We start from the raw sequence: 11,835 nt of genomic DNA, 5'->3' as shown, positions 1-11,835 counted from the left end.
TGTTTTGCGTTCCAGCTACGCTAAAACATAGACTGGAAAAAACCAGCCTGCTTATTCGGCTGCGAGGGGCAGCGCGTCAACAGAAACGTGGACGCGGCCTTCCGCACGGCGTTCAAAACGCACATTGCCCGGGATCAGGGCAAACAGCGTGTGGTCGCGGCCAACGCCAACGCCAACGCCAGCCTTTACCTTTGTGCCACGCTGGCGAATGATGATGTTGCCAGCAATAACCTGCTCGCCACCAAACTTTTTTACACCAAGGCGGCGTCCGGCGCTATCGCGCCCGTTACGGGATGAACCGCCAGCTTTTTTTTGTGCCATGACCTAAGTCCTCCGTGGTCTGACCAACCTGTTATTCCCCTTGGGGGGAAAATCAGGCGGCGTTAATTTCCTGAATGCGCAGAACGGTAACCGGCTGACGGTGGCCGTTTTTGCGGCGGCTGTTCTGCCGACGGCGCTTCTTGAAGATAATGACCTTCTTGAGGCGGTCCTGAGCGATAACGGTAGCCGTTACCTTTGCGCCAGCTACTGTGGGAGCGCCAATGGTTGTGCCGCTCTCGCCACCAACGGCCAGAACGTCATCAAAGGTGATGGTGGAGCCGGCTTCGACTTCCAGCTTTTCAACCTTCAGCACCATGTTGGGCTCAACCCGGTACTGTTTGCCGCCAGTGCGGATAACTGCGAACATAAACTGTCTCTCTTTCCGATCTCTTGACCCTCGCGGCACCTTGGGCACAGGCGAAAGATCAGCTCGCTTTTTGTTCTTTGGCCGCAACTTTGCACGGCATGCTTCCATCTGCGTGGATCAGCGGAGCTTTTACTGGCAGACTCGCAGCCGCGTCAACAAAGAACTTGCACTCTGGCACAATTTTGGCGGCACCCGGCCGTTTGTATCAGGTGGTGTGCCCTTATTGCCGCTTGTTGTGGAAGAAGAGTCTGGATGAAAACTGCCTGACCTCCCGCCATGCCTGTAGCCCGATCCCATAGGCCGAGAGGTCCGTATATTTAGCGTCAATCAGTGTGACGGGGCCAACACCTGCGAGCGTATGCATTCCCTCTGTATAGGGGGCATAGCTGGCGGGTCTGCCAATGGGTGCGCCTGCGTGGGTAACAACCCTGTCTGGCGTGAGTGTGTCAAAGGTCAGGGGGCGGATGGCGCCACCATATGTCTGTGTGCAGTCCTGCACCGGGAGCACGACTTTGCCGTCCAGCACGCAGGGGGTGCCGCCGGGGCGGGTGCTGGCGCTATCCAACCGGACGGGGTTGGCATGGTGGCGCTGCCATGGGCCAGACAGGCTGGGCGCATAGGCCAGATGTAACTCCCCCACGGGGGCGGCGCGGCATCGGGCGGGCACGTAGAACAGCCACCACAACCCGTCATGGAAAAAAGGTGTGGCGTCTATGGCAATGTCATCACCCAGATCAATAACGCTTGCTTCCTCCCACTGGTCGGGGAAGTGCTTGCAGCGATAGAGCGTGAGCCTGCCAGAGCGAAAAGCCTCTGGCAGCATCCATGTCTGGCCTTCGGCCTCAAAAACATAAGGGTAGGAGAGGTGCCACGGTGTCTGGAGCACCTTGCGCTGTTCCAGCAGGCGTAGGGCCTCATCATAGATAAAAACGTCTATGGAGCCTATGCGTACGCGGTAGTCGTAATCCTCGACAAAAACATGGAGCCTGCCATCCCGCCACAGGCCGAACGGGTCGGCCCGAAAGCAGAAGCGGCGCATGGGCGGGGTCCACACAACCGGCAGTCCTTCAAGCGTGCCTTGCGTCAGAATATGCTGGAGCGGGCTGCTTACAATGCCCACACGCCAGATGTCTTTGCGCAGTCCCATGGTGAATGTCCCTGATCTTGTGGCAAAGGGGTAAAGCCGTTGCGCCTGCTTGTTTATCGGGTTCTGAAATCAGACCTGAAAAGCCATATCCCCACAAAGCGCGAGAGCAGAACAGCCGCACTGGACAGCACGGTGGCAATGCACGCGCCGTAAAGCCCCATTTGGCTGGTGAATACATAGAGAAGTGGAAAATACAGCAGCGTAATAATGGTTCTGTTGATGGTTAAAAAGCGCACACGGTTCATAACCGTCAACAAAGGGTCCAGTGGCACCAGAAGCAGGTTACAGGCTGTGGCAACCAGCATCATGGAAATATACAGCGATGAATTGGAAACGGTCTCATGGAACATAAAGGAGAATATTTTCCCTCCTGAAAAAAAGGAGAGAATAATCAGGAGTGAGGACAGAAACAGGAGGGAAGAAAACATGATAAATGTCAGTTTTTTCAAGCCTCTCCAGTTGTTCTGATCCCGCATTTTAATCAGCTCGGGGTACAGAACCGGGGTCAGGAGCTGTGCCGGTGTGGCCATGCCATCCGCAATCTGGCGGGAGACCCTGAAAATGGCGGCATCGGCTGGTCCCAGATGCCCCCCGATGATCAGGGTTGCAACCTGACCGGAGATAGACCCCAGTGTCTGGTTCAAGGTGACATTGCGGGTAAAGGCCCACATTCCCGGCAGGTGCCACTTACGGGTCTGGAAGGCATGAACATAGATTTTGATAATGTTCATTTTCATGGAAGACAGGGCAAAGCAGACAGATGCCGTGTAGTCGATAACCCGTGTTAAGCCCCAGATAAGCAGGAAGTAACCCAAAGTATAGTGGAGTTTGTAGCCAACAAAGGTTGCGGATGTCTGAAAAGCTGAGGCAAGGAAATCCATAATAGGGGCCGCGTGGAATTTTCCAGACAGACGTAATATGCCGTTTGACCATCCGGTGTACATGAACGGACTACAAAAAGCATAGAGTAGGGCTAGCATTATAATATGTTGTGACCAGCCCGCGATGGCGCCATAGATCAGGGCCAGCGCTATTCCCAGAGTTAAGGCAATGGTGGCGGACAGCGTATCCAGCCGGATTGAAAAACCAATAATCTTCCTGAGCAGCGGCATGTCCTTGCTAGCGAAGGCCTCGCTTCCAAAGTGGATCAGCGTCTGCCAAGACTGCATGCGGGACACCATGGAGGAAGCGGAGGCAAGCGAATGAATAAGTATAAGGAGCCCAAAGTCCGCCAGCCCCAGCGTTCGCACTGCAAGAGAAATGTATATGAAGCTGCATAAGGCGTTGCCAATGCGCCCTGCGGTAAGAAAACCCACATTGCGGAAGATGCTGCTAAAGATTGATTTGTCGCTGGCCATCAGGGTGTCGACCACAAACCTGCAAATTTGTCCATGACTGAACCTCTGATGTTGGGGACGTGCGTTGAGGTCTGATTCATACAGGGCGTAAAAGAGCTACCGCGTGGTGCATACGCGCACGGTGGCGCAAAGCGTGCTCAGGAGGCGGTCAGATACTGCATGATGGCTTTAGCCCCGCGCTGCGATGCGCCAAGGAGTGAAGTGCCAAATGCCTCCTGAAAGAACTTTTCCTGAGCCGGGCGGTATAAGGCGTGGCGCTTTGCCGCATTGGCTATGGTGGGCATAAGGTCGTGAATATTGTCCACGACATCCCCCAAGGTCCAGTACACAAAATGCGGATCATTCTTCCACGGAATTTTGCGGGGGTTTAAAAACACACAGGGGCGGGGAATGGCGAGAAACTCGTAAATCTGGCTGCTGACATCCCCAATATAGAGTGCTGCTTGGGATGTATATGTCATGTCCAGCATGGCGGGCGAGCCGGTATCCACCAGAATGCCCGGCCCTTGCTGGCGTTTGAGCGCGCGCTCTTTGAACCCAAAGCCTTTGTGAAACATTTTGATGTGGGGTGCGACGACCAGATTATACCCATCGGGCTTGTTTATCTGCGCCCGAAAGCCCTGAATAAGCGGCATCATCCATTTTGAGGCGGAGGTAAGCGCGCGCTGGCAATGGGGGTTGTAGAGCGCAAAGAGGTGGCCATTTTCAAAATGAATGGTGTTGTCGTGACGCATGGCGGCAAAAACGTCGAACTTTGGATAGCCGATAATTCTTCCGCTATTGTGCGCCAGTAATCCCCGACTTTCAAAAAAAGCTTCTTCTTTGGCGCCAGAGAGCAGTACCAGATCAAACTCGGGCACAAGATACTGGTCTTTGACGTAGCGCCCCGCAGCCCCATGCATAAGCAGAATGAGCTTTGGTTTGGTCAGCCCCATTTTTTTTAAAATACCGGCTGAGTACTCTGTCGCAATAACCGCATCATACCTGTTCAGTTCCTCAATATTTTCCTTCAGAACAAGCGTTCTCTCCTGGTCATGGCGTCTGGCATGCTTGAGCGCTTTTGTTTTCCATGATTTGGGGAAGGGTTTTTGGGGGAGGTCGGGCAGGTTCAGGGAATGCCTGATCCGGCGGAGGTGTAATGGTGTTTCGGGGAAGCTATAATATTCAACAACCTGCGTGTTGGGGATTGAGGCCAGAGCACTTGCCACGGTTGCCGTATGGTAACACTGGTATGGTTCGGCAATGTATATAAAGGCAATTTTCACGGCTATTCTTTCTGGCTCAATCCAAAAGGCGTTATAATTCTGTTTTCCAATAAAGGGTGGGCTTTATGGCATAAGGTGCATGCTTTGGGGGAGAAGGTTTTGTTTTAATGGTTTTTCGCCACAATCTGCTCAACACGGGCCAGAATGTTTTGACCGATCTGGTCAAACTGCTGGGCACCAAAGCGGGCCAGCACGCTGGCGCGCGCGCGTTGGCCCATGGCCGCCAGATGTTCGGGCTGTTTGAGCAGGTCCTCCAGCGCATCCGCTAGCGCCGTGATGTTTTGAGGAGGCACGATGCGCCCGGTCTGGGGGGTAATGGAAGACGGTATTTCCCCTGCATCAGAGGCAACAACGGGCAGGGCTGCCAGCATGGCCTCATGTGCTGCAAGGCAGAAGCCTTCCCAGAGCGAGGGCTGGGTGTAGAGGTGCAGTTGGGTCAGGAAAATCGAAGGGTCCTTGATGTGCCCAAGGATCTGTATGGGTAGCCCGTCGCGCGCAATCAGGTCTTCTAGGTGGGGGCGCTCTTCTCCCTCCCCACCGATCAGTACCTCAAAGGGGGGGAGGCCGGGCCGGGTCTGGAGCAGGGCAATGGCCGCGCACAGCGTATCGTACCCCTTGACCGGGTGCAGTCGGCCCAGCGTGCCAATGCGCACGGGCGTGCCGGGCTGCCATGGTGCTGCCGTGGGCATGTGCGGGTCCGCCCGAAAAATAGGCCATTCCACAAGATGGTCCGGGGTAACGCCAAGGGTGAGGCGTGTCTGTTCCGCCACGCAGGAGGAATCTGCCACCCACAGGGCGCTTCTGTTTTTGAAGTGTCGGAGCAGGGCGGCGTTAAAAGGCTTGAGCCGTGCGGAATGCTGCCAGCTTACTACAGGAATATGCTGCCATTTACCCACCATCTGGCCCAGAAGCGTGGCCCTGCTAAGGGATGTCCACAGCACATCGGGTTTGTAGGATCGCATTTGCCGGTTCAGCCAGCGCAGGGCGGCAAGGTGGTCCTTGCGTGTGCCGGGGCGGATATGGAGCGTCAGACCCGCATCCTGCAAAGGCTCAATGGCCAGACCGTTGCGCCGTGTGAGGGCAAAAACCTCAACATGGTGTCCGGCGTCACGCATGACTTTTGTAATTGCCGGAACGGGCAGCGCCGCACCACCGCTTTCCACGGAGTTTATAATATATGCGATTTTCATCGGCGCGAGTTTTGCACGGATCTGACCAATAGGCGAGGGAGAAGCATGCTTGGCATGCCTGAAGAGAAACGAGAGCTTAGGTCATTTTTTGTAAAAAACGGACAATGGCATCCGCAGCACCAGGGGATGTTGGTCCTTTGTCCTGATGCTCAAAGGTCTCTGCAACATAGGCGCGTTGTTTGTCCGCAAACTCGTCCTGACGGGTAAAGGCGGCGGAAAGCGCTTTGCCCAACTCGCTTGGACTATCAATGACCTGCCCCAGCGTCCAGAACCGGTAGTCCTTATTGTTCTGCCAGTGTGCGTGATGTGCATTGAGGAAAATGCACGGCCGGGGCCGGATCAGGAATTCCGCAACCTGACTGCTGACATCCCCCAGATAAAGGTCGGCCGCCATGGTGTAGGTCATGTCTATGCTGCTGGTGCTGCCTGTATCGATCAGGATATTTGGATACTTGGCAAAGCGTTTGACCAGTGCTTCGGCCTGCTTTTTGTGGCCGTTGAACAGGCGGTAGTGTGGGGCGCAGATCAGATTGTAATGATCCTGATTGGCAAAATAGTTCAGGATTGACTCACCAAACTGGTGCCACGATGTCAGCCCGCGTGAAAAATGCGGGTTGTACAGTACAATCGGCTTGTCGTTATCAAACAGACGGGGCTGCTGCTTGTGCAGGCGCTCCACAATATCAAACTTGGCGTAGGTCCCCATATAGTATTCGCCGGGGGTGATCAGTCCGCGCTCAAGTAGCCTCTCCTCCACTTTTTTGCCAGAGAGGAGCACAAAGTCGAATTGCTTGATATCATCCGCAAATCCGATGGCCCGGTCCCCCGCACCGTGGCGGGTCCAGATATAAAGCGGCTCTGTAACCCCCATGCGTTTGAGGTAAAGCGAGGTCCGCTCAGGCACGACAACCGCCCGAAACTGCTTGAAGTAGCGGCGGCTGAAAAACAGGGAGGCCAGTCTTTCAATCGGACCGGGGCCATTCCGTTCGATTAACTTGCCAAGCCATGCGGGAATAGGGAGCAGGTCGTAGATGACCTTTGCCGTCGGGTAGACCCGGCCAAGGGAGCGGGCATAGTCCAGATGGCTCTGAGTTGGGCAGGCAACATGCACTTCCACATTGGGGTGGCGTGCCGCCATTTCAAAAGCAATCGGGAGGGAGTGGAGCGTCTGGTGCGGCTGTGCGATCAGGAGGAAAACCACTTTTAGCGGCTTCAGGGCGCTATGCGGCGGCATCTGCTGTGCCGACACGTCTTTAAGGCCACTTCCCATGCCTGGAAGATGTTCCTGATGATCTGTCATATCAAAAAAAAATGGCTGCACAGGCACATAGGTCAAGCTACGGCTCTTTCCTCTGAGGAGGCGGGCACCACAATCCTGTCGCCAGGCACGCACCTCATTCTATTCAGCGTTTAGCAAAGACATCAATATTGCCCGCTGCACTTGCACCAGATAACGCACACCGTCAAGACGCAAACATGTCTGGTAAGGGTCTGAACAAGCACACAAACCCTCACTTAATATGGATGTTTGACACATATCTTGACTGCTTCGTCAGTCTACCCAAGGGGCGCGTGATCAATGCTTGTGGAGGGGGTAAGGTGCTGCGTTCGGGGGAGGTTTTGCCATGATCTGGGGGGTGTCGGATGCCCCATAATGCTTTTGCAGATCAGCGCTTGCGTATTTGTGTCGGCACACCTATAACGCATCCCCACGGAGAGGTGCCAGAGCGGTCGAATGGGGCGGTCTCGAAAACCGTTGAACTAGCAATAGTTCCGAGGGTTCGAATCCCTCTCTCTCCGCCAAATATCGCAGAAAACAGCCCTAAAATGGCTGTGCAAATTTAGTCCTGAAAAAAATACCTCTTATTTATTGTGCAAATCCGTGCAAATGACCGTTCAGGGATAATTTGCACAAAGGGTTTGGCGATGGCGAAGGCTGTCTGGAAAAAGGTGGCGCCGGGCATCTATCTGCGCGGCGAGATGCAGTATCAAGTCAAGATCGCACGGAAGGGTCGCAATGTCGTCGAGACATTCGATAGTCTGGCCGAGGCCCAGCGTTTCCGGCTGAAGACGATTACCGAAATCGACGGCGGTGTGTATGTCGATCCCCTTAGAGAGAAAGAGACGACACTTCTCGATCTGCTTCGGCGTTACGAAGAAGAGGTCACTCCGACGAAAAAGGGCGCCCGCCAGGAAACCAGTGTGTTGCGGATGTGGCGCGAACAGGAATGGTCGTCCCTGCCGATTGCATCGATCTCGCCCAGTCACATTATCGAATGGCGAAATGGCCGGGTCGCTGAGGGCAAGGCTCCGACGACAGTCTCGAACGCCATGAACACTCTGTCCGCCGTGTTCTCATACGCGATCAACGAATGGCAATATAAAGTCACGAACCCCATCTCAGGTCTGAAGCGGCCGAAGATGCGCCCGGCGCGACGGGTTATCATGCCGGCATCTGATTATACGAAACTCATCGAAGCCTGCCGTATTTGTGGCCCGAAATGGCTCCCTTATATTACGTCAATCGCGATCGAGACGGCGATGCGTCAGTCGGAGATCAGACGGATAAATTGGGATCATGTCTTCGAGACGCATATCCATCTGCCTGAGACGAAGAACGGGGAATCTCGCGATGTCCCGCTGACCGAGGAAGCCGCAGCAGTCATTAAACAGATCAGGCTGAACCTGCCGCGCCGGAATGATCGCTGGATGTTCGGCGATCCTGATCAACCAATGTGCGCGGGCGGTATCACCCTCCATGCCGTGACACGGGAATTCGCCGACGCCGTCGCCTGGGCTATGAAGCAACCGGACGGGTTAAGCCAGAAATACACGTTCCACGACTTACGCCATGTCGCAATTACGGAACTCAAGAAGGATCATGTTGACGCGATGGATTTGGCCAAGACGACGGGGCATAAGACGGTCAATCTGCTGCATAAAGTCTATTACAATCCTGACCCGGAAGAACGGGCAAACGACATCCGGGCGCGACGGGCGGCGAGGAAGAACAAGCAGGCAGAGATGAAGCCGCCAGGCTGATTACCGTTGAAGCGTCTCCATGGGGATGTTATATTTCAATATAACATCTATCCAACCAGGAGCGATCAATGCACACCACCAATCTCCGCAAGGTCGGCGGATCGGTCATGATGGCCGTCCCTCCCGCCGTCCTTGAGACCTTGCATCTGTCCGCAGGGGCTAAGGTCTCAATCAGCGTGGCCGAGGGACGCCTTGTCGTCGAACCGAAAGCCCGGCCGAAATACACGATGGCCGAACTGCTGGCCGCGTCGGACTATTCCGGGCCGCACACCCAGGAAGATCGCGAATGGGTCGATGCCCCGGCGGTCGGGGGTGAGATTCTGTGAAGCGTGGCGACATATACAAGGTCAGTCTCGATCCGACAGAGGGCCGGGAGCAGCAGGGATACCGGCCAGTCCTGATCGTATCGCCCGACGATTTCAATAGGGCCACGCGCCTGCCCGTCATCCTGCCCATCACGAATGGCGGGGACTTCGCGCGGCGTCTGGGGTTCGCTGTGGCACTGACAGGAAGCGGAACGGAGACAACAGGAATTATCCGGTGCGATCAGCCCCGCGTTCTGGACATCAACGCCAGGAATGGACGGCTGGTTGAGACCTTACCGGATGAAATCATGGACGAGGTTCTGGCGAAGGTGGTGACGATCTTCGAGTGAGATGACGTGGACGCGATCCCGGCGGCAGCCGGGATGCCGTCAGCCCCCCAAGGCTCCCCCGTCAGTCTTTCGGAACCCTGACCTGCTCACCGGACTGAAGGCCGATGGTTCCATTCCGGGCTTGCATTAAGCCGCCCTTATGGTGCTTCCTGCTTCATTGGGTCGCCTGATGCGATGTCCCTCCACAGGCTTCAACGGGCAGTCCGCCCGCCGTAGGATATTTTTCGCGGCTTTGATGTCCGCCATCTCTAAAAGATAACATCAATCTATGGCTGATGACAACGATTATAGGCGTGGAAATACTGTGTTTTTGCATCTTTTTGCATCAAACAGCAAAGAACACCTGACTGAAACGCCGGAACGGCCCTATCTCCGACCTGAACGCCGGAGCTTGCGGGCCTGAAGAACGGGTCAAAAAGGGTGGTTTACGGGTTGCGGTCAAGCACTCACCGTTTTGATCATATCATGACGCAATCAGAAAAAGATTTTTTGCAAGTTTCTGCATGCAGTTTTATGAAGAATGGATTCCCCCGAATGAGAATTACCGACCTTCTTAGGTGGTGAATTATTGTTTCGTGTAAAGTAATTGTCGTATGTATATAATCAGAAATTATCTTTATGAAGTGACGCTCGCTGCTCAGTCAGTTTGTTCATAACTGATGGTAACGACATCAGGTCGGATGCTTTACTGAAATACCAGCCCTGGAGCGAGTCGCATCGCATATCGATGAGCATCTTCGCCTGCTCAGCCGTTTCAACACCCTCAGCGGTGACTATTTTTCCTAATCCATGAGCAATATCAATGACGCCTTTTACAATAACCCTGTCTTCGGATGAAGTTATAATGCGTGAGACAAAACGGCGGTCAATTTTCAATCGATCTATTGGAATTTCCTGGAGATGCGTTAGAGATGCGTAGCCGGTTCCAAAATCATCCAGTGCTATTTCTACACCTGCTGCATGAAGTTTTCTTAACCCACGATCTACTCGTTTCTGTTCGCGTCCCAAGAACATACCTTCAGTAACCTCGACGCAGAAATGCTCCGGTCCAATTCCTGTCTGTTTACAGAGGCTGAAGAATTGTTCCAGAAACGCGTCAGACCGAAAATCTGCGTTTGTGAGATTAATCCCCACCCGACGAAATGAGAGACCCATTTCGAGCATCGTTTTAATATCGCTAAATACCCGATTCAGCATATATATCCCGATGAGCGCGGACATCGCAGGATCAGTGAGACCCGCCTGAAAATCGCCCGGCATTATAACGCCGCGTTCAGGATGATGCCACCTTATGAGCGCCTCAAAAGAAACAGGATAAGTTTTATCGCGGAAGATAATTGGCTGATAGGAGAAATGGAAATCCTCGCGCCTTAGTCCCGTTTCAATTTCAAGCAATGCGAGAGTTCTTTTCTCAGACTGCAAAAGAAGTTCTGGATAAAACTCTTCAACTCTATCCCGTCCCAATTCTTTTGCGCGATAGAGAGCGAGATCAGCGGCTCGGACTAAACTTGTCGTATCTCGTCCATCAGCGGGAAAAGTCGCATAACCGATGCTTGACGAAGCATGCCAGTTTACCGATGCGATCTTGATCGGCTCGCGTAGCATCTGAAGTATTGTCTCAAAAAAAGCGCGGGCCAAACCTTCTTCTGTCTCGTCAAAAACAACTCCAAACTCATCGCCTCCAAGTCGCGCAACAAAAATATGATCATCGACCATCGATCGTAAGCGCATCCCAACCGTTCTTAGGAGACGGTCGCCATCCTCATGACCGAAAGAATCATTAACCTCCTTAAAAGAATCAATATCCATCAACGCCAGGAAGAAAGATCTCCCTGTTTCCGCTCTCTTTGCAATTATTTTTTCTAGGTATGACTGAAAATACCGTCTATTCGGCAGGTCGGTTAATACGTCGAGATTAGCAACAATCTCAAGGTGCTCGCGGCTTTCCCGCAACTGGGCCTCAACACATTTTCTTTCCGTGATATCGAAACGAATTGCAGTATAACTGTCAACTTTTCCAGACGCGGCAACGTGTGGAACAATAGTCGTATCAACCCAGTATATCTCGCCATTTTTCTTTTTATTGCAAATCTCTCCATGCCAATTACGACCATTCGCGATCTGATGATACATTGAGCGGAAGAATTCAGCGTCATGAACGCCAGATCGTAAAATTCGGTGATTTGCTCCTATCAATTCGTTGCGGCTATAACCGCTGATTTCACAGAATTTTTCATTAACAAAAGTAATTGTTCCTCGAACATCAGTGACAGCAACAATAGCAGCGCAATCTAGAGCATAACGGATAAATTTGTCTGCTCTCTCTGGAGATAAATTATACGGTAATCCCCCCATTTTTAGTCGGGCATTGAATGAGACTTCAGGCAGCTGTTTTTAGTTTCTGGGCGGGGGTTAGCCCGCTGTTCCCCATGTTGGGTCTGTCATGGTTATATGTCCAGAGCCATTGTGTTGCGACCTCCTGCACGTCCT

11 protein-coding genes and 1 tRNA gene are annotated in these 11,835 nt (G+C 53.4%); 4 read left to right on the top strand and 8 right to left on the bottom strand.

Going from position 1 to position 11,835, the window contains the following annotated elements:
- Window positions 1-51: 51 nt before the first annotated feature.
- The 7 genes from rpmA to GOB86_RS07530 all read right to left on the bottom strand — a co-directional run bounded on the left by rpmA (window position 52) and on the right by GOB86_RS07530 (window position 6,882).
- Complete coding sequence (gene rpmA / locus GOB86_RS07560) at window positions 52-321, bottom strand: 50S ribosomal protein L27 (protein WP_165991748.1); 270 nt, start codon at window positions 319-321, stop codon at window positions 52-54.
- A 52-nt stretch (window positions 322-373) separates the two neighbouring features.
- Window positions 374-688 carry a 50S ribosomal protein L21 gene (gene rplU / locus GOB86_RS07555; protein WP_025826492.1) on the bottom strand — a complete coding sequence of 105 codons (315 nt, stop codon included), beginning with the start codon at window positions 686-688 and terminating at the stop codon, window positions 374-376.
- A 220-nt stretch (window positions 689-908) separates the two neighbouring features.
- On the bottom strand, window positions 909-1,835 hold the full coding sequence (locus GOB86_RS07550) for a glucosamine inositolphosphorylceramide transferase family protein (RefSeq protein WP_165991747.1): 927 nt from the start codon (window positions 1,833-1,835) through the stop codon (window positions 909-911).
- A 53-nt stretch (window positions 1,836-1,888) separates the two neighbouring features.
- Window positions 1,889-3,004 (bottom strand): lipopolysaccharide biosynthesis protein, encoded by a 1,116-nt coding sequence (locus GOB86_RS07545; RefSeq protein ID WP_242012548.1) that lies wholly within the window; start codon window positions 3,002-3,004, stop codon window positions 1,889-1,891.
- Between the two features lie 326 nt (window positions 3,005-3,330).
- Window positions 3,331-4,458, bottom strand: coding sequence for a hypothetical protein (locus GOB86_RS07540; protein ID WP_165991746.1), 1,128 nt, complete (start codon window positions 4,456-4,458; stop codon window positions 3,331-3,333).
- A gap of 104 nt (window positions 4,459-4,562) precedes the next feature.
- The gene (locus GOB86_RS07535; RefSeq protein ID WP_165991745.1) at window positions 4,563-5,648 is read right to left on the bottom strand and encodes a glycosyltransferase; all 1,086 of its coding nucleotides are present in this window, start codon (window positions 5,646-5,648) and stop codon (window positions 4,563-4,565) included.
- A 76-nt stretch (window positions 5,649-5,724) separates the two neighbouring features.
- The gene (locus tag GOB86_RS07530; protein WP_165991798.1) at window positions 5,725-6,882 is read right to left on the bottom strand and encodes a CDP-glycerol glycerophosphotransferase family protein; all 1,158 of its coding nucleotides are present in this window, start codon (window positions 6,880-6,882) and stop codon (window positions 5,725-5,727) included.
- Between the two features lie 479 nt (window positions 6,883-7,361).
- On the opposite strand from GOB86_RS07530, the gene GOB86_RS07525 reads away from it, so the two are divergent.
- From GOB86_RS07525 to GOB86_RS07510, 4 genes are all read left to right on the top strand, one after another.
- Window positions 7,362-7,451, top strand: a tRNA-Ser gene (locus GOB86_RS07525).
- A gap of 123 nt (window positions 7,452-7,574) precedes the next feature.
- Window positions 7,575-8,690, top strand: a complete 1,116-nt coding sequence (locus tag GOB86_RS07520) for a tyrosine-type recombinase/integrase (protein ID WP_165991744.1) — start codon at window positions 7,575-7,577, stop codon at window positions 8,688-8,690.
- A 68-nt stretch (window positions 8,691-8,758) separates the two neighbouring features.
- Window positions 8,759-9,016 carry an AbrB/MazE/SpoVT family DNA-binding domain-containing protein gene (locus GOB86_RS07515; RefSeq protein ID WP_165991743.1) on the top strand — a complete coding sequence of 86 codons (258 nt, stop codon included), beginning with the start codon at window positions 8,759-8,761 and terminating at the stop codon, window positions 9,014-9,016.
- A complete protein-coding gene (locus GOB86_RS07510; RefSeq protein ID WP_165991742.1) occupies window positions 9,013-9,345 on the top strand; it encodes a type II toxin-antitoxin system PemK/MazF family toxin in 333 nt (110 codons plus the stop codon). Before GOB86_RS07515 ends, GOB86_RS07510 begins: the two co-directional genes overlap by 4 nt.
- A 603-nt stretch (window positions 9,346-9,948) precedes the next feature.
- On the opposite strand, the gene GOB86_RS07505 is transcribed toward GOB86_RS07510, so the two are convergent.
- Complete coding sequence (locus GOB86_RS07505) at window positions 9,949-11,700, bottom strand: putative bifunctional diguanylate cyclase/phosphodiesterase (RefSeq protein WP_165991741.1); 1,752 nt, start codon at window positions 11,698-11,700, stop codon at window positions 9,949-9,951.
- Window positions 11,701-11,835: the final 135 nt, after the last annotated feature.

It is taken from the genome of Acetobacter lambici (genome assembly GCF_011516885.1).
Taxonomy (GTDB): domain Bacteria; phylum Pseudomonadota; class Alphaproteobacteria; order Acetobacterales; family Acetobacteraceae; genus Acetobacter; species Acetobacter lambici.
Note: the sequence above shows the minus strand (reverse complement) of the source record. Positions and strands in the feature narration are given on the sequence as shown.